Genomic DNA, 16,868 nt, shown 5'->3' with positions numbered 1-16,868 from the left:
GAACCGCCGCAGGCGGCGCCGACCGTGCTCGCCCCGGCGGTGCCCCAGGGCGCTCCGCCGGTGCCGCCGCCGGCGCCCCCCGCGCCGCCACGGCGCGAGGAGCCGGCCCGACCGGCCGCCGTCAACGGCGGTGGTGGTGGCGGTGGCGGTGGCCAGCAGCAGTGGCCGATCTCGCCGATGGCCGGTGAGCCGCCGCTGACGTTGTTCCGCGGCAAGGAGCTGCGCGAGCTGCCCGCGGGCAGCGAGCTGGACCGCTTCGGCGGCCCGAACGGCAACCTGACGTACGCGGCGGGCACGCCGTTCGCCGAGCGGTCGCTGGTGCCGGAGTGGATCAACCGCCCGTACCACGTCTACCGGGTGCAGCGGCCGCTGGAGACGCTCGCCGGCGTCGCGATCCCGTGGTTCAACCAGCCGGGCGGCGGGTCGGCGTACCTGCTGCCGACGTCGATCGAGGAGCTGCTCGCCGAGGGCGACCTGATCGAGCTCGACCCGGGCGAACCGCCGATCGACTGAGGTTCACCGCGGAGACCGGCGGCTTCGGCGGCCGGTCTCCGTCGGTTCAGCGGACGACGAGCCCGTGCGCGGCGGCGAAGGCGATGGCTGTCTCGACGTCGACTTCGGCCCCGCGAAGGTTGGCCTGCACCAGCGCGTTCGCGTCGAGCCGGGCGCCACGCAGGTCGGCGCCTTCGAACTTCGCGCCCTGCAGCCGGGCGCCGGTCAGGTCGCTGCCGCGCAGGTCGGCGCCGGAGAGATCGGCCTCCATCAGGTTCGCTTCACGCAAGCGCAGGCCGGACAGCCCGAGCTTGCGCAGCCGCGCCTTCGCGAAGGACGCCAGCGAGAGGTCGCATTCGGTGAGCGCGATCCCGACGAACCCGCTGTCGGTGAACGACGTCCCGAGCAGCGAGCACGACGTCCAGCGGCTCTCGGCCAGCACGGTCCGCTCGAAGGTGCACGAGCGGAACGCCGAGGCGTCGTGGCGCGAGCGTGAGAGGTCGGCCCGGCTGAACACGCAGTCGTCGAAGGTGCAGCCGCGGGTCCGCAGCCCGCTCAGGTCCGCGCCGGTGAAGTCGCAGCCGGTGAACCGCCGCTTTTCCCACCACTGCCCCGACAACCCCGCTTCGCGGTAGTCCTCCCCGGTCTCCAGCACGGGCCCAGGGTGCCACATCCGATCAGAGCCGCACGCCCTGGACGTAGTTCATCGCCTCGACGTACTCGGGCAGCTGCGCGCGACGCGCCAGCTCGGCCTCGTCCAGGTCCTCCAGCCGCGTCTGGATCCACCAGAGGTTGCCGAACGGGTCGCGCACGCGGCCGACGCGGTCGCCGAAGAACAGCACCGTCTGGCGGGTCACCTCGGTGGCGCCGGCCGCGATCGCGCGCCGCTGGGTCTCCTCGCTGTCGGGCACGTAGAGCCGCAGGAAGGCCGGGGTGTCGGCCCAGCCGTCGGGCGAGTCGAAGGCCATCACGACCGCGTCGCCGACGCGGACCTCCGCGTGCCCGATCTTGCCGTCCTCGCCGACGACCCGGGCGATTTCTTCGGCGTCGAAGGCCCGCTCGAGGAAGTCGATCAGAGCGGCGGTGTCGCGGCCGATGAGCCACGGGGTGACCGTCGTGTAGCCGTCGGGAACGGGGTTGACCATGGTTCCTCCTTCGTTGGTGCTGCCGAAGGTAACGGCGATATAGGCCAGTTCTTGGCCGCTGCATACTGAAGTCATGGGAGTTCCGTTGCGCCCGCTGGCGGTCGCCAGGGCGCGGTCGGCGTACCGCGAGGTGGCGCCGCCGCCGGCGCTGGCGGACGTGCTGGCCTGCGGCTGGCACGGCGACACCGGCTGGGCGCGGCCGCTGCGCGTGCTGCCGGACGGTTGCGCGGACCTCGTCTGGGACGGCGTCGCGCTCACCCTGGTCGTCACCGTCGGCGCCCCGCTGCGGCTGTGGGTCCCGGCGGCCGCCTCGCGGGTCGGCGTGCGGCTGCGGTGCGGGGCCGCGGCCGCGGTGCTCGGCACGGCCATGCCGGCGCTGCCCCCGGTGACCCGGCTCGAAGAGCTGTGGGGCGCGGACGCGCGTCGCGCCGAAGAACAGCTCGCGTCGTCGGATCCCGAGGCGCAGCGCGGGATCCTCGAAGCGCTCGTCGCGCGGCGAAGGGCGGCTCCGGACCGGCGGGTGCTGGCGGCGGTCCACGCTCTGGGCACGGCCACTCGGACGTCCGAGGTCGCGGTGGGAATCAGCGAACGCGCGTTGCGGCGGCACTTCGTGCACGCGGTCGGCGCCGGGCCGAAGCAGCTGCATCGGGTGCGGCGGTTCCAGCGGTTCCTGCGCCGGCTGGAGCCACTCGCTGCCGGCCGGACGTCGCTGGCGCGCGTCGCGGCCGAGCTGGGGTACGCCGACCAGTCCCACCTGGGCCGCGAATGCCGTCGGCTGGCCGGTTCGTCCCCGGCGGCGCTGGTGCGGGTGGCCGAAAAGTTCCAGACACCACCCGGCCCGCCGAGCCACGATCGACGGCATGTTCCGAGTCACGATCGCGGTCCGCTGTGACGACATCGACGCGAACGGCCACGTCCGCGGCCCGGCGTACCTCGCCTACGCCGACCACGCACGCTGGTCGTGCGTGCAGGCGGCCGGCATCGACCTGGCCGAGCTGAGCGCCCGCCGGATCGGCCCGGTCAACCTGGAGACGACGGTCCGGTTCCACCGCGAGCTGGTCGCGCAGGGCGAGGTTTCGGTCAGCTGCGAGTTCAAGTGGGGTGCGGGGAAGACTTCGCGGGTGGAGCAGGAGTTCGTCGCGCCGGACGGGACTTTGGTCGCTTCGGTGTCTTCGGTGTCGGGGTTGCTGGACCTGGACCGTCGCCGGCTGGTCGCCGATCCGGGGCGGTACTGGCGGGAGCTGGCGGCGCGGCCGGAGTTGCTGGGCCTGGCACTACCGTGACGGCATGCCCGACCACCAGTTCGCCGATCATGACCTCGCCGCGCTGTACGACGCGCTGAACCCGCGGTCCGGGGACTTCGCGTTCTACCAGCCGATGCTCATGGCGGCCGAGTCCGTGCTGGACGTCGGCTGCGGGACGGGCTCGCTGCTGCACTGGGCGCGCGAGTCCGGCCACACCGGACGGCTCGTCGGGCTCGACCCCGCCGCGGGCATGCTCGCCCAGGCCCGCCGCCGCGACGACGTCGAGTGGGTGCACGGCGACTTGTCGACCGTCTCCTGGCGCGGCGAGTTCGACTTCGCCGTGATGACCGGGCACGCGTTCCAGGTGCTGCTCACCGACGAGGAGCTGCGGACGGCGTTCGCGGCGGTCCGGCGCGCCCTGCGCCCCGGCGGCCGGTTCGGCTTCGAAACCCGCAACCCCGCCGCCCGCGCTTGGGAGCGCTGGACACCGGGAACCGTGTGGGAAACCGGTTCGGTGCGGTCGTGGAACGACACCGGCCCGTTCGAGAACGGGTGCGTCAGCTTCACGACGACGTACGAGAGCCCGGACTGGGACGCGCCGCGCTACAGCGAGAGCACGCTCCGGTTTCTCGACGTGCCAACACTTTCCGGCTTCCTCGAGGAGGCCGGGCTGGTCGTGGCGGAGCAGTACGGTTACTGGGACCGCACCCCGGTGACCGAGGCGAGCCCCGAGATCATCACGATCGCGCGCCTCACCTGAAGTCCCGCGACTTCGCCTTGATGCGCATCGGCAGTGCCTCGACCCGGTCGGCCAGGACGCTGACCACGCCGTCGGCCTTCTCCACCACTCCGCGGATCAGCAGCGACGGGCTCGCCCGCGCCACGCGGTGGTAGCGCTGCCACAGCCCGAGCGTGCAGATCACGTTGACCATCCCCGTCTCGTCCTCGATGTTGAGGAACGTGACCCCGCCCGCCGTCGCCGGGCGCTGGCGGTGGGTCACCGCTCCGCCGATCAGCACCCGGGCGCCGTCTTCGAGGCCGGCCAGCCCGCTCGCCGGGACGACGCCCAGCGCGTCGAGGCGGTCGCGGATGAACTCCGTCGGGAACGTGTCCGGGGAGACGCCGGTCGCCCAGACGTCCGCCGCCGCGATGTCGAGGCCGTCCATGCCCGGCAGCACCGGGGCCTGCGTGCCGACCAGGCCCGGCAGCTTCTCCGGGCGCTCCCCCGCGACGGCGCCCGCGGTCCACAGCGCCTGACGGCGGTCGCCGCCGAAGCCGGCGAACGCGCCCGCGGTGGCCAGCGCCTCGATCTGCGGGGTCTTCAACCGCACGCGGCGCGCGACGTCGGCCATGTCGGTGAACTCGCCGTTCTCCTGCCGCTCCGCGACGATCGTCTTCGCGAGCTCCTCGCCGATCAGCCGGACCGTGCTCAGCCCGGTGCGCACGGCGTGTCCGTTGTCCGGCAACGGTTCCAGCGTGGCGTGCGGCAGGCTGCGGTTGATGTCCGGGCCGTGCACGGTGACGCCGTGGCGCCGCGCGTCGGCGATCAGCGACTGCGGCGAGTAGAACCCCATCGGCTGGGCGCGCAGCAGGCCCGCCAGGAACGCGTCCGGGTGGTAGAACTTGAAGTAGGCACTGGAAAACACCAGGTGCGCGAAGCTCAGCGCGTGGCTCTCCGGGAAGCCGAAGTTCGCGAACGCCTTGAGCTTCAAGAAGATCTTCTTCGCGAGCTCTTCTTCGACGCCGTTCGCGGTGGCGCCTTCGAGGAACCGCTGCCGGAGCCGGTCCATCTTCCGGTCCGACCGCTTCGACCCCATGGCGTGCCGCAGCTGGTCGGCCTCCGCCGCGGTGAAGTTCGCGACGTCCAGCGCGATCTGCATCATCTGTTCCTGGAACAGCGGCACGCCAAGGGTTTTCTCCAGGGCCGTCGCCAGCAGCGGGTGGTCGTAGTCCCACTCCTCGACGCCCTGCTTGCGGCGGATGTACGGGTGCACCGAGCCGCCCTGGATCGGACCCGGCCGGATCAGCGCGACTTCGACGGCGAGGTCGTAGAACTTGTCGGGTTTGAGGCGGGGCAAGGTGGCCAGCTGCGCACGGCTTTCGACCTGGAACACGCCGATCGCGTCGGCACGGCAGAGCATGTCGTAGATGTTCTCGTCGGTGAGGTCGAGCTCGGCGAGGTCGATCTTCTCGCCCTTGTGCTCCTCGACGAGGTCGAGCATGTAGTGCAGCGCCGAGAGCATGCCGAGGCCGAGCAGGTCGAACTTGACGAGCCCGGCGGCCGCGCAGTCTTCCTTCTCCCACTGGATGACGCTGCGGTTTTCCATCCGCGCCCACTCGACCGGCACGACCTGGCTCACCGGCTCCTGGCACATGACCATGCCGCCGGAGTGGATGCCGAGATGGCGCGGGAAGTCCTCGAGGGCGAACGCGAGCTGGATGACTTCGTCCGGGATGTCGTGGTCGTGGTCCTTTTCGGTGCTGCGCAACGCACCCCAGCGGTCGATCTGCTTGCTCCAGGCGTCCTGCTGGCCCGGTGAGTAGCCGAGCGCGCGGGCGGCGTCGCGGACCGCGGACCGGGCGCGGTAGGTGATCACGTTCGCGACCTGCGCGGTTCTCAGGCGGCCGTGTTTCTTGAAGACGTACTGGATGGCTTCTTCGCGGCGGTCGGACTCGATGTCGAGGTCGATGTCCGGGTAGCCGTCGCGGTCCGGGGCGAGGAAGCGCTCGAACAGCAGGCCGTTGGCGACGGAGTCGACCTTCGTGATGCCGAGCGCGTAGCAGACGGCGGAGTTCGCGGCCGAGCCGCGACCCTGGCAGAGGATGTCGTGGTCGTTGCAGAAGCGGACGATGTCCCAGACGATCAGGAAGTAGCCGGGGAAGCCGAGCTGCTCGATGATGCCGAGCTCGTGCTGGATCTGCGCCTTGGCTTTGTCTTCGTGCGGCTTGCCGGCGAAGCGCTCCTGCACGCCTTCTTCGGTCAGCTTCCGGAGGTAGACCGCTTCGGATTCGCCACCGGGGACGTCGAACGGCGGCAGTTTCGGCGCGATCAGCTTCAGCGGGAATGCGCATTCCATACCCAGCAACGCACTGCGTCGCACCGCACCCGGGTAGCGCCGGAACATGGCGTCCATTTCGGTTCCGGAGCGCAGGAACGCGGCGCCGGCGGCGGGGAGCCAGCCCTCGAGCTCGTCGATGCCCCGCCGGGCGCGGATCGCGGCGAGGGCGTCGGCGAGGCGGGCGCGTTCGGGACGGGCGTAGTGCGCGGCGGTGGTGGCGACGGTCGGGAGACCCAGGTCTTCGGCGAGCTGCGTCAGGAGGTCGTTGTGCGTGCTGTCGAGCGGCTGCCGGTGGTCGGTGAGCTCGACGTAGACGTGGTCTTCGCCGAACAGGTCTTTGAGCTTCCGCAGTTCCTCCGCGGCGGCCGCCGGGCCGTGCGTGACGAGGGCGGAGCGGACCGCGCCCTTGCGGCAGCCCGTCAGCACCACGCATTGCCCGGCGACCTCCTCGGCGACGGCGCCGAGGTCATAGCGGGGCCGGCCTTTTTCGGCGTCGTGGTGGATCTGGCCGGCGGTGATGGCCCGGCAGAGGGCGCGGTAGCCCTGGTCGCCGCGGGCGAGCAGCAGGAGGTGTTCGCCTTCGGGGTCGGCGACGCCGTTCTGCGGGCTGCTGAGCCCGAAGCTGAGCTCGGTGCCGAAGACGGTGTTGACGCCGAGCTCCCGCGCGGCCTCGGCGAAGCGGACGACGCCGTACATGCCGTCGTGGTCGGTGAGGGCGATGGCGTCGAGCTGCAGGCGCGCGGCTTCTTCGACGAGCTCCTCGGGGTGGCTGGCGCCGTCGAGGAAGCTGAAGTTGGAGTGGCAGTGCAGCTCGGCGTAGGGGACGCGGACGGCCTCACCGCCATCGTCATTGCGCCGCGGCGGGAGGTCTTCGGGGCGGCGGTAGGTCTCGCGGTGCCGGCTCCAGGCGGGGCTGTCACCGTGGTCGCCGGGTGGCAGGCCGCCGGCGAGGGTGCGGGCGAGGTCCTTCCAGGGGACGGGTGGGTTGTTCCAGCCCATTCAGCGGTCCTCGGGGTTTCCGGGGGTTTCGGGGTTTTCGGCTTGCCGGCGGCGGCGGTGCCAGTTGGTGGGGTGGTTCCAGCGGCTGCGGGCTTCGGCTTCGGTGAGCGGGCGTGGTGGGGCGGGTTCCTCGCGCGGGGTTGCCGAGGGGTGGTTGCGGCGGCTGCGGACTTCGGCTTCGCTCAGCGGGCGCGGCTGCGGCTCGGCGGCGTCGCGCGGCCACGCCGACGGATGGTCCCGGCAGCTGCGAGCCTCGGCATCGCTCAGCGGCCGCGTCTCCCCACGCGGCCACGCCGACGGGTGGTTCCGGCGGCTCCTGACCTCGGCATCGCTCATGCGGCAACCGTTCTCCTCCGAGCGGCGCGGCACCGGCAGCGCGATCACCGGGCACACCCAGTCGTCGTCCGCGGGCGGTGGCTCCGGTAAGCGGCCGCGGACCGTCCAGCGGTCCGGGTCCGGCTGGGGTGCCGGGACGTCGCGTAGCCACTGGCGTTCCTCGTCGGTGCGGCGGGGTGTTGCCCCCGGTTCGGCGCGGAGCCAGGCCCGGAGCTTGCGTGCGTAGTCCTCGTCCATGCTCAGTCGTACACTCCCTCGACCGTCCACAGTGGATTTTCCGTGCCCGCGCAGTGCACCAGCACCGCTTCGGGAGGCTCGTCCCGCACACCCGCGAGCAGCAGCTGCAGCCGCGCGCGCTGCGGGCCCGGCCGTCGGCGATCGGCCACCGCCGGCCACGGCCCCGCCCAGCCCACGACGTCCCGGCGCCCGCCACCCGCGATGCTCAGGTGGGCCGGCGGGGCCGTGACCTGCTCGCGGGCCGTGATGCCGACCGCCGCGCCGTCGGCGTCGAAGACCTGCGCGGGCACCGGGCGGTCGAGGACCGTCGCCGGGGACGGCGCCGGGAGGCGACCCGGCCAGGTCGCGTCCGGCGGCGTCGTGTGCTCGCGCGGGTCGCCCCACGGCACCAGCCGGACGCGGCCCGCCGGGTCGCGGCCGCCGTCGAGCAGCGGTGTCACCACGCCTTCGGGGCCGAGCAGGCCCTGGACGCGCACGAACGCCCGCGCGGCTCGTTCGTCTTCCTCCTCCGAGCCGCCGTTCTGCCAGAGGTCGAGCTGCAGCGACCGCCCTTCGACGGTCTCCTCGGGCTCCAGCCGGAGCCGCACCACGCCGGACGTCGGGCGCCGGCCGGGCGCCGCGCGCAACCAGCCTTCGAACTGCCAGCGCACGCGATCGGCGACGCCGGTGGGTGTCAACGGGTCCGCGCACCGCCAGACCCGGCCGAGGTGCTCGCCTTCTTCGGTGACGGCGTAGATGCCGAGCCGGGTGCAGGCGAGACCGTGGCCGGCGAGCCCGGTGCAAAACCGCGTCGCGAGGTTCTTGGCGAGGAACGCCGCGACGTCGACGCGCTCGACGACCGGGTCGAACTCCTCGGTGAGCGTCAGTTCCGGTGGTGGCCGGCGGCGCAGCGGCGGCCGTTCGGAGCGGCCACGCGCCAGCCGGTGCGCGAAGATCCCGGTGGTGCCGAAGCGGTTGGCGACGTCGCGTTCCGGGAGGTCGGCGAACGCGCCGAGCGTGCGCAGGCCGAGGCGGCGCAGCAGGTCGACGAGCTCCGCGCGGTCGGCGCCGGGCTGGTCGAGCTCGGTGATCGGCAGCGTCGCCAGGAATTCGGCGACCCGCCCGGGTTCGACGAACTCCCCGCGCCGCGCGGCGAGCGTCGCGGCGAAGAGCCCCTCGGCGACACCGACCTGACACTCGACGCCGGCGGCGGCCGACACTTCGTCGACAAGTCGTTCGACGAGCGCGTGCTCACCCCCGAAGTACCCGGCGGCCCCGGCGACGGGCACGGCGACGAGCCCGGGCCGCACGACCTCGACGCCGACGACGAGCCCCTCGACGGCCCGCGCGACGGCTTCGAAGAGCCGCGCGTCCCGGCCGTCGTCGGCGGTGAAGACGGCGAGCTCCGGACAGTTCGACTGCGCCTCCCGCCGCCGCATCCCCCGTCGCACACCACCCCGCCGAGCGACGGCGTTGCAGGCCACCACCCGGTTCGCGCTGAAGACGGCGGCGGGCTGGGTGACGGACACGGCCTCGGTGGCCGCGGCGGCGACGACGGGCCAGTCCGGACACCAGAGGACGAGCATCCGGGCGGGAAGGTCCGGGGCACCACGTTGAGCGGGGACGGTCATGCGGCCTCCCGCCGGGGCCGCCGGCCGGCCCGGTCGTGCAGGAGAGGTCGACACACGTGATCGGAGGGACGACTCGCGCACCTGACCGGACGGCTCGCATACCCAGCCGGACGACCCACGTACCTGGACGGTCGGCCTGCGCGCCTGGACGGCCGGCTCGCGTACCCCGCCGGTCGACCCGCGTACCCGAACGGTCGGCTCGCGTGCCTGGACGGCCGGCTCGCGTACCCCGCCGGACGACCCACGTACCTGGACGGTCGGCCTGCGCGCCTGGACGGTCGGCTCGCGTACCCAGCCGGACGACCCGCGTACCCGAACGGTCGGCTCGCGTGCCTGGACGGCCGGCTCGCGTACCCCGCCGGACGACCCGCGTACCCGGACAGTCGGCTCGCGTACCCAGCCGGACGACCCACGTACCTGGACGGTCGGCTCGCGTGCCCGGACAGTCGGGTTGTGTGCCTGGGTGGTCGGGTTGCCGGGGTCATGCTGTGGCCTCTTTGTGCAGTGTCAGGCGAGGTTCTGCTGGGGCCGGGGCGCCGCCGGGGGCCGGGAGCAGGAGGGGGGCCGTCTGGGGGCGGGCCGCCGCGCCGCGGCCGTGGGCACGCACCGCCGCCTCTCGCGCGCTCAGGTGGCCGTAGCCGCCCGAAAGGCCTGACCACGGTGACAAGCGGCACGACAGCTCGACGTCCGCGCCCGGCCAGGCGCCGAACGCCAGCAGGACCGCGCCGCGGTGGCGGGCTCGGGCAGACAACCGCCGCGCCACGGCGGTCTGCACCGTCTCCGAATGGACCGCCACCAGGTCCACGCCGTCGAGCAACGCCGCCACCACCGACGGCAGCTCCGCGCCCGGGCGCGGGACCAGTGCGACCCGGCCGAGGTCCACGCCGTACTCGGCCGCCGCCGCCAGCCCCAGCGACGGCATGCCGACCACGGCCGCCCACGACCCGGCGGCGGTGGCCTCGGCGAGCAGGGCGAGCAGCAGCGAAGTCGCCCCGTGGACCGCCACGGTGCTCCCCCGCCGCAGACCGGCGGCGGGCAGCAGCCCGGCCAGCGCCGGGGCGACCGGGAGCACCCTTCCCGTCACCCTGGCCCGCTCGGCCTGGGCCGCGACCCGGCTCGCCGTGCTCACCCCGGGCAGGGCCGCCAGCCGGGCCACCGGCGGCTCCACCACAGCGGTCACCGCACGCACCTCCCCACAACGGACTAGGCCGGCGGTCGAGCCTCTCCCAAAACCGCGACCGACGGCACTGGTTCGCCGCGGGGAAGGCGGCGGTTCCATGTCGAACACGTGTTCGACATGGACAAGTCAACCGCGAACCACCCGAGGTGTCAAGTCACCCACTCGTGGGGTACGAACCCTGGAACGCCAGCCGGGAATCCGCCCCCTCGGCGATCTGCGCGAGCTCGTCGTCCAAGGCCATGAACGTCTCCCACCCCGGCCCGCCGAGCCACTCGACGACCCGTTCCTCCAGGTCCGGCACCCGCTTGGCCTTCCACACCTTGTCCGCGAGGCTGACGAGCAGGTCCTCCCCCGTCACGTCCGCGGCGGACCAGGAGCCATGCGTCCGCGCGAACCGCGCCAGCTCCGGCGGAACCCCGTGCGACACCAGCAGCGCATACCCGGCGGCCTCGTGCGCGGACCCCGGCCCGGACAGCTCCGCCGGGTGCAGGACCTTCCCGATGTCGTGCGTGGCCGCGCCGAAAAGCACGGCATCGACGTCGACCGGAACACGCACCCACCGGGTGAGGGAAACGGCGACGTCGTGCACCACCCGCAGGTGCGCCCCCAGCCGGGGCGGCGCGCCCAGCTCCTCCAGCAAGGTTCGCGCCGACGGCGGGAGCGGGGCGAAACCGGGAGCGTCCAACGCGGCGCGCAGCAGATCGGTCACCCCGCCAAAGTAATGAAGTTGCCCGCCCAGGCGGCGGCTCGCTAGACAAGCCCCGTGGAGCTCACCGAAGTCCGGCCGGACGACTGCCCGGAACTGCTGGTCCTGCAACGCTGCTGCTGGGTCCAGGAGGCCGTCCTCAACGACACCCTCGACATCCCGGCCCTGCACGAAACCCTCGAGGACGTGCGCGACTGGGCCAAGACCTGGTCGGTGTGGGTGCTGCGCCACGAGCACCGGCTGGTCGGGGCGGTGCGCGCCCGGCTCGAGGGCGACAGCTGGGAGCTCGGCCGGCTGATGGTCGCGCCGGACCTCGCCGGGCGCGGGCTGGGCCGCCGCCTGCTCGCGCACGCCGAGTCGCACGCTCCCGCCGAAGCCCGCCGGTTCGCGTTGTTCACCGGGGCCCGCAGCGCCCGCAACATCGCGATGTACCAGCGTGCCGGCTACCGGCTCACCGACGCCCCGGCCGCCGCCGGGCACATCCGCGGCGCCGTGTACCTGGAGAAGGACGTCACCCTCCGCGAATATCCCGGTCCGCCCGCCTGACGCTGCGGCGTCGGCTAGATTCCCCGGTGGACTTCTGGGGGTGACGATGACCAAACGACCGGTTCTGTGGATCGCCGGCGCACTGGTCGCGGCGGGCGCGGTGGCGGCAGTCGTGCTCACCGCCGGCGGCGGGGTGCCCGGCGCCAAAGCCGAGGCGCCGGGCCCGACGACCATGGGCGCGGAGTGGCGCTCGTTCCGCGCCGACGTCACCGGCATCCGCCCCGGCCCCGACCCGAAAACCCTGTTCGTGCAGGTGGCGCTGCCGGGCAAGGACCCGGGCTGCGTGCGCGAACCGCGGATCGAGCAGCTCGTGGAGACCAAGACCGACATCCGCGCCGACGTCGTCTACTCGACGCGGCCCGCGTCGGGTGGCTGCCAGGACAAGGTGCCCGCCGAGCTGCGGCTGAGCGCGGCCGGCCCGGTCGCCGAACGCACGGTGATCCTCAACGCCGACGCCCGCAACGCCTGGCACCAGCTCGGCGCCGGCTGGGGCCACTGCGACCCCCAGGGTGTCTGCGCCCCGCCCGCCGACCACTGCGACCCGGCGTGGATCGGCGCCGCGGTGTCCGCGATCGGCGCCGAGAACGCGGGCACCACGCGGGCCTGCGACGCGAACTGGCTGGCCGTCGACCTGGTGGTGCGCCAGACCGACCCGCCGCTGCGCACGGTCTTCCGCTGGGGCGGCGGTGGCTGGACGTCGTTCGCGCAGGTCAAGACGGCGGGCTGCACGGACATCCGGGCCGCCGAACCGCAGTTCCCGGCCGCGCTCTGCAAAGCGCTGCCCGTGCCCGCCTAGCGCAGCTTCTTGACGATCTCCGAGCCGACGGTCTTCACGGCGTCGTCGGCTTCCGGCTGAGGGATCGGGGAGTTCGAGAAGAAACCCTTGTCCCAGCCGGAAACCTCGACCGTGACGACGTTCGCGCCCTTCCGGACGTGCAGTTCGGCGCCGCTGAACGCGCTGTTCGTGACCAGGCGGACCAGCGCCGCCTGGTCGCCGATGCCGCCGACCGCCGTCGGCGGGACCTCCGGCTGGTACGGCATGAAGTTCTTCTTCGCCTGCTCCACCGCGCCCGAGCCGGAGTACTCGACGATCCGGACGTTCATGGTGGCGTCCCGGACGTTCTCGTCGGGCCCCGGCTTGAAGCCGCAGCCGATCTGCTTCAGGCCCGGGATGTCCTGCGCCCCGCCCGGGTTGCTGCCCGCGAAGCTCGGGAAGCCGGCCTTCGCCAGCGCCTGTGCCGGGATCTGGCACTCGGCGGGCGCCGGTGACGAAACCGGCGCCGCGCCCGTGCTCGTGAAGTACTCGCTCGCGAAGATGCCGAGCGGGATGCCCGCGCCGAGCAGCACCACGACCCCGCCGATGATGCCGAGGATCAACCCCGTCCGCTTCTTCTTCGGCGGCTGCATCGGCCCGCCGTAGCCGGGATATCCCTGCTGTGGCGGGTATCCCGGCTGCTGCGGGTACCCGGGCGGCGGGTACCCCGGCTGCTGCTGGGGATACCCGCCCTGGCCGTACGGCGGTTGCTGCATCGAGCCCTCCCTCTCGAAGCGAAGCCCGGGTCAGTGCGCGAAGTGGCGCGTCCCCGTCAGGTACATCGTGACGCCCGCCTTCTCCGCCGCCGCGATGACCTCGGGGTCGCGCACCGAGCCACCGGGCTGCACGATCGCGCGGACGCCCGCCTCGACCAGCACTTCCAGCCCGTCCGGGAACGGGAAGAACGCGTCCGACGCGCCGACCGAGCCCTTCGCCCGGTCGCCCGCCCGCGAGACCGCCAGCCGCGACGAGTCGACGCGGTTGACCTGGCCCATGCCGACGCCGACGGTCGCGCCGTCGGCGGCCAGCAGGATCGCGTTCGACTTCACCGCGCGCAGCGAGCGCCACGCGAACTCGAGGTCGCGCAGGGTCTGCTCGTCGGCCGGGGCGCCGGTGGCCAGCGTCCACGACGCCGGGTCGTCGCCCGGCGCGTCGATCGCGTCGACCGTCTGCACCAGCACGCCGCCGGAGATCTGGCGGAACTCGATCGGCGCCGCCGCGGTCTCGGGCAGCTTGAGCAGCCGGATGTTCTTCTTGCGCTGCAGGATTTCCAGCGCTTCGGCGTCGAAGTCCGGCGCCAGCACGACCTCGGTGAACACCTCGGCGATCTGCTCGGCCGCCTCGCGGCTGACCGGCCGGTTCGTCGCGATGACGCCGCCGTAGGCCGAGACCGGGTCGCACGCGTGCGCCTTGCGGTGCGCCTCGGCGACGTCCGTGCCGACCGCGATGCCGCACGGGTTGGCGTGCTTGATGATCGCGACGGCGGGCCCGTCGAAGTCGAACGCGGCGCGGCGGGCGGCGTCGGTGTCGACGTAGTTGTTGTAGGACATGGCCTTGCCGTGCAGCTGCTCGGCGTGGGCCAGGCCGGCCCGGTGTCCCTTGTAGAGCGCGGCCTTCTGGTGCGGGTTCTCGCCGTAGCGCAGCACCTCGCCGCGTTCCCAGCTGACGCCCGAGAACTCGGGGAAGCCGGAGTCGTCCGCCGGCGCGTAGACGTTCGAGAACCAGGAAGCGACGGCGATGTCGTAGGAAGCCGTGTGCGCGTACGCCTGCGCCGCGAGCCGCTTGCGGTCGTTCAGGTCGAAACCGCCGTCGGCGACGCGCTCGAGCACCCAGCCGTAGCGGGCCGGGTCGACGACGACCGCGACGCTGCCGTGGTTCTTCGCCGCGCCGCGGACCATCGCCGGGCCGCCGATGTCGATGTTCTCGACGCAGTCCTCGGGGCTCGCGCCGGACGCCACGGTCTGCTCGAACGGATACAGGTTGACCACGAGCAGGTCGAACGCCGCGATGTCGAGCTTGCGCAGCTGCTCGACGTGGTCGGCGTTGCCCTGGTCGGCCAGCAGCCCGGCGTGCACGCGCGGGTGCAGCGTCTTGACGCGCCCGTCGAGCGACTCCGGGAAGCCGGTGACCTCTTCGACCGGCGTGACCGGGACACCGGCGTCGGCGATGACCTTCGCCGTGCCGCCGGTGGAGACGATCTCGACGCCGGCCGCGTGCAGGCCGGTCGCGAGGTCCAGCAGGCCCGCCTTGTCCGAGACGCCGATCAGCGCCCGGCGGACCGGGCGCCGTCCCAGGTCAGTGCTCACGAAATGTCACCTTTCGTCCGTCCACGGTGCAGCCACCGCGGCCGAGTCGCTCGATCGTTTCCACCAACAGCCTGCGCTCGACGGCCTTGATCCGTTCGTGCAGGACGTCTTCGGTGTCGTCGTGCTCCACGACGACGGCTTCCTGGGCGATGATCGGCCCGGTGTCGACCCCGGCGTCCGCGAAGTGCACGGTCGAGCCGGTGACCTTGACGCCGGCCTCGAGCGCGTCGCGGACCGCGTGCATCCCCGGGAACGACGGGAGCAGCGCCGGGTGCGTGTTGACCACGGTGAAGCGGCCGAGGAACTGCTCGCCCAGGATCTTCATGAACCCGGCGGAGACGACGAGGTCGGGCTCGTAGGCCGCGACGGCCTCGGTCAGCGCCTTGTCCCAGGCCGCGCGGTCGGGGTGGTCGGCGACGCGGACGGTGAACGACGGGATGCTCACGCGCTCGGCGCGGGTCAGCGCTTCGATGCCGGTGCGGTCGGCGCCGACGGCGAGGACCTTGGCCGGGAAGCCGGACCGCGCGGTGGCGTCCAGCACCGCCTGCAGGAGGGTGCCGGAGCCCGACGCGAGCACGACGAGCTTCACCGGAGTGGGCAGCTCCAACCGTTGAGACAGAGCGGGCTCCTTGCCGCGGGCGGTGCGCAGCCGGTGCGCACGGCGCTTCACCAGGTCACGACAACCCTAACGGTCGGTCTCGGCCGCCTCGACGTCGCCGCAGGTCTCGGTGCCTCCGGTCACAGCCTCGTCCTCGGCCGGGTCGTCCTCGAGGCCGAGTTCGGCGTCGGCTTCGGCGTCGAACTCCGTGTCCTCATCGGGCTCTTCGGGGGCCTCGGGTTCCTCCGAAGGCTCTTCGTCCTCTTCGGACGCTTCGATCTCCTCGACGGCTTCGGCCGCTTCTTCGACGTCGACGTCTTCGGCGTCCTCGAACGCTTCGTTGTCTTCGAGGGCCTCGGGCGGCGCGGGCGGCTCGTGCTCGCCCGCGAAGAACGCGACGAACGAACCCGGGATGACGATCCAGCAGAACGCGACCACCGACGCGACCCCGACCGGCACGCTCACCGGGTCGAACGGGCCGTCGCCGAGCCGGCCGCCGGCCAGCGTGCCCAGCGCGACGCAGCCCAGCGCGACCACCGCGCCGGCCACCGCGACCGCGCGGATGCGCTGCGCCGGATCGGCGTCGACCTTGCGCAGCGACCAGCCGACCAGCACGCCGGTCGCCGCCGGCAGCACCAGCAGCGCCGGCCACCAGGCCGAATGGTGTTCGGGCAGGCCACCCAGCAGCGGGACGCCGGGCACCGCGCCGCCGCGGTAGCCGAACATCCCGACGTTCAGCGCGCCGATCGAGAAGCCCGGCCCGGTGATGAACGACAGCGCGGCCGCCACGGCGTTCGGCACGTACAGCACCGAGAGCAGGAACATCCCGAAGCTGCTGCCGAACGCGGGCTCGTACATGTCCGCGACCGTCCGCCAGGACACCGCGGTCGCGACGGTGAACACCGCGGCGCCGCAGGCCAGCAGCACCGCGAGCCCCAGCGCGCCGGCCCGCAGCCCGCGCAGCGCCAGCGCGTCGAGGCGCTCGGCGACGACGTCCGGCAGCCCGCACCCGCGGAAGATCCCGGCGAGCGAGGCGAGGGCGGCGAGCAGGCCGGGGACGGCGAAGGCGGCCAGCGGGTTCGCGCTCACCGGCGAGCCCTGCGCGGCGATCGCGATGACGAGCCCGAACACCGCGTGCGCACCGGTGATCGTCACGAAGACGGGCAGGGCCTCGCGGGGCGCGCGGTAGCCGAGCCGCAGGCTGGCGTGGGTGGCCGTCCGCGCGGCCAGCGCGAGCGCGCCCAGCGTCGGCAGCAGCGGCAGCACGCCGATCGGGTGACCGCCGAGGCCGAGGCGGACCTGGTGCGCGGCGAGCCAGCCGGGGCCGGCGGCCAGCAGCGCACCCGTGCCGGAGAAGGCGCCGCGGCCGGCGGTGAGCGCGACCAGGGCCAGCACGGTCGCGACCACGGCGTAGCCGGTGACCAGCGGTCCGAGAGCGGCGGCGAGCAACACCCGCACCCGCGCCGCCCGGGAGAGTTCGACGTCGGGTTCGAGGTCGCCCACCGGCTCTTCGCGGGAGTCGGTGAGCAGGTCCATGATCCGCACCCTGACATCCGGGCTGGTCCGTCCGGGTGAGCCACGCCGCCACCGGCCGGC

Annotated in this window: 17 protein-coding genes; 6 read left to right on the top strand and 11 right to left on the bottom strand. The window is 73.2% G+C overall.

Going from position 1 to position 16,868, the window contains the following annotated elements:
* Positions 1–513 (top strand): TNT domain-containing protein (locus tag M8542_RS46800; RefSeq protein ID WP_257926890.1); only part of this gene is annotated, 513 nt, incomplete at its 5' end.
* A 46-nt stretch (positions 514–559) separates the two neighbouring features.
* Here the strand turns inward: M8542_RS46800 and M8542_RS46795 are convergent.
* Positions 560–1,147, bottom strand: coding sequence for a pentapeptide repeat-containing protein (locus M8542_RS46795; RefSeq protein ID WP_257926889.1), 588 nt, complete (start codon positions 1,145–1,147; stop codon positions 560–562).
* 22 nt (positions 1,148–1,169) lie between these two features.
* Positions 1,170–1,637 carry a VOC family protein gene (locus M8542_RS46790; RefSeq protein ID WP_257926888.1) on the bottom strand — a complete coding sequence of 156 codons (468 nt, stop codon included), beginning with the start codon at positions 1,635–1,637 and terminating at the stop codon, positions 1,170–1,172.
* Between the two features lie 73 nt (positions 1,638–1,710).
* On the opposite strand from M8542_RS46790, the gene M8542_RS46785 reads away from it, so the two are divergent.
* From M8542_RS46785 to M8542_RS46775, 3 genes are read left to right on the top strand one after another with little or no spacing between them, the layout of a single operon-like run.
* Positions 1,711–2,529, top strand: coding sequence for a helix-turn-helix domain-containing protein (locus M8542_RS46785; RefSeq protein ID WP_257926887.1), 819 nt, complete (start codon positions 1,711–1,713; stop codon positions 2,527–2,529).
* Complete coding sequence (locus M8542_RS46780) at positions 2,498–2,920, top strand: acyl-CoA thioesterase (protein WP_257926886.1); 423 nt, start codon at positions 2,498–2,500, stop codon at positions 2,918–2,920. Before M8542_RS46785 ends, M8542_RS46780 begins: the two co-directional genes overlap by 32 nt.
* A gap of 4 nt (positions 2,921–2,924) precedes the next feature.
* The gene (locus M8542_RS46775; protein ID WP_257926885.1) at positions 2,925–3,641 is read left to right on the top strand and encodes a class I SAM-dependent methyltransferase; all 717 of its coding nucleotides are present in this window, start codon (positions 2,925–2,927) and stop codon (positions 3,639–3,641) included.
* On the opposite strand, the gene M8542_RS46770 is transcribed toward M8542_RS46775, so the two are convergent.
* The 5 genes from M8542_RS46770 to M8542_RS46750 form a co-directional block, all read right to left on the bottom strand.
* Positions 3,634–6,939: an error-prone DNA polymerase gene (locus tag M8542_RS46770; protein ID WP_257926884.1), complete on the bottom strand. Its 3,306-nt coding sequence runs from the start codon at positions 6,937–6,939 to the stop codon at positions 3,634–3,636. The two genes, M8542_RS46775 and M8542_RS46770, sit on opposite strands and share 8 nt — an antisense overlap.
* Positions 6,940–7,512, bottom strand: coding sequence for a hypothetical protein (locus M8542_RS46765; protein ID WP_257926883.1), 573 nt, complete (start codon positions 7,510–7,512; stop codon positions 6,940–6,942).
* Positions 7,513–7,514: 2 nt separating this feature from the next.
* Positions 7,515–9,122 carry a Y-family DNA polymerase gene (locus tag M8542_RS46760; RefSeq protein ID WP_443643380.1) on the bottom strand — a complete coding sequence of 536 codons (1,608 nt, stop codon included), beginning with the start codon at positions 9,120–9,122 and terminating at the stop codon, positions 7,515–7,517.
* Positions 9,123–9,603: 481 nt separating this feature from the next.
* Entirely contained in the window at positions 9,604–10,302 is a 699-nt protein-coding gene (gene imuA' / locus M8542_RS46755) for a DnaE2-dependent mutagenesis accessory factor ImuA' (RefSeq protein ID WP_257926882.1), read from the bottom strand.
* Positions 10,303–10,456: 154 nt separating this feature from the next.
* Positions 10,457–11,011: an HD domain-containing protein gene (locus tag M8542_RS46750; protein WP_257926881.1), complete on the bottom strand. Its 555-nt coding sequence runs from the start codon at positions 11,009–11,011 to the stop codon at positions 10,457–10,459.
* Between the two features lie 54 nt (positions 11,012–11,065).
* Here M8542_RS46750 and M8542_RS46745 point away from each other — a divergent pair, with 54 nt between their 5' ends.
* Together M8542_RS46745 and M8542_RS46740 are read left to right on the top strand one after the other, a co-directional pair.
* A complete protein-coding gene (locus M8542_RS46745) occupies positions 11,066–11,554 on the top strand; it encodes a GNAT family N-acetyltransferase (RefSeq protein WP_257926880.1) in 489 nt (162 codons plus the stop codon).
* Between the two features lie 46 nt (positions 11,555–11,600).
* The gene (locus M8542_RS46740) at positions 11,601–12,350 is read left to right on the top strand and encodes a hypothetical protein (protein WP_257926879.1); all 750 of its coding nucleotides are present in this window, start codon (positions 11,601–11,603) and stop codon (positions 12,348–12,350) included.
* Here M8542_RS46740 and M8542_RS46735 read toward each other — a convergent pair.
* The 4 genes from M8542_RS46735 to M8542_RS46720 form a co-directional block, all read right to left on the bottom strand.
* Positions 12,347–13,084, bottom strand: coding sequence for a hypothetical protein (locus tag M8542_RS46735; protein WP_257926878.1), 738 nt, complete (start codon positions 13,082–13,084; stop codon positions 12,347–12,349). The two genes, M8542_RS46740 and M8542_RS46735, sit on opposite strands and share 4 nt — an antisense overlap.
* A gap of 30 nt (positions 13,085–13,114) precedes the next feature.
* Positions 13,115–14,674 carry a bifunctional phosphoribosylaminoimidazolecarboxamide formyltransferase/IMP cyclohydrolase gene (purH, locus tag M8542_RS46730; RefSeq protein WP_257926877.1) on the bottom strand — a complete coding sequence of 520 codons (1,560 nt, stop codon included), beginning with the start codon at positions 14,672–14,674 and terminating at the stop codon, positions 13,115–13,117.
* Positions 14,664–15,281, bottom strand: a complete 618-nt coding sequence (purN, locus tag M8542_RS46725) for a phosphoribosylglycinamide formyltransferase (protein WP_257926892.1) — start codon at positions 15,279–15,281, stop codon at positions 14,664–14,666. The genes purH and purN overlap by 11 nt, the downstream gene beginning before the upstream one ends.
* Positions 15,282–15,359: 78 nt before the next feature.
* Entirely contained in the window at positions 15,360–16,817 is a 1,458-nt protein-coding gene (locus M8542_RS46720) for a cell division protein PerM (RefSeq protein WP_257926876.1), read from the bottom strand.
* Positions 16,818–16,868 lie beyond the last annotated feature (51 nt).

This window comes from Amycolatopsis iheyensis (assembly GCF_024703995.1).
Taxonomy (GTDB): domain Bacteria; phylum Actinomycetota; class Actinomycetes; order Mycobacteriales; family Pseudonocardiaceae; genus Amycolatopsis; species Amycolatopsis iheyensis.
The sequence above is the reverse complement of the archived record's forward strand: the minus strand, read 5'-3'. Positions and strand labels throughout refer to the sequence as shown.

What these genes read in the sequence shown, in the direction of transcription:
- M8542_RS46790 (WP_257926888.1), bottom strand. Translation starts at nt 1,637, where the DNA reads ATGGTCAACCCCGTTCCCGACGGCTACACGACGGTCACCCCGTGGCTC.
- M8542_RS46785 (WP_257926887.1), top strand. Translation starts at nt 1,711, where the DNA reads ATGGGAGTTCCGTTGCGCCCGCTGGCGGTCGCCAGGGCGCGGTCGGCG.
- M8542_RS46780 (WP_257926886.1), top strand. Translation starts at nt 2,498, where the DNA reads ATGTTCCGAGTCACGATCGCGGTCCGCTGTGACGACATCGACGCGAAC.
- M8542_RS46775 (WP_257926885.1), top strand. Translation starts at nt 2,925, where the DNA reads ATGCCCGACCACCAGTTCGCCGATCATGACCTCGCCGCGCTGTACGAC.
- M8542_RS46770 (WP_257926884.1), bottom strand. Translation starts at nt 6,939, where the DNA reads ATGGGCTGGAACAACCCACCCGTCCCCTGGAAGGACCTCGCCCGCACC.
- M8542_RS46765 (WP_257926883.1), bottom strand. Translation starts at nt 7,512, where the DNA reads ATGGACGAGGACTACGCACGCAAGCTCCGGGCCTGGCTCCGCGCCGAA.
- M8542_RS46760 (WP_443643380.1), bottom strand. Translation starts at nt 9,122, where the DNA reads ATGACCGTCCCCGCTCAACGTGGTGCCCCGGACCTTCCCGCCCGGATG.
- M8542_RS46740 (WP_257926879.1), top strand. Translation starts at nt 11,601, where the DNA reads ATGACCAAACGACCGGTTCTGTGGATCGCCGGCGCACTGGTCGCGGCG.
- M8542_RS46735 (WP_257926878.1), bottom strand. Translation starts at nt 13,084, where the DNA reads ATGCAGCAACCGCCGTACGGCCAGGGCGGGTATCCCCAGCAGCAGCCG.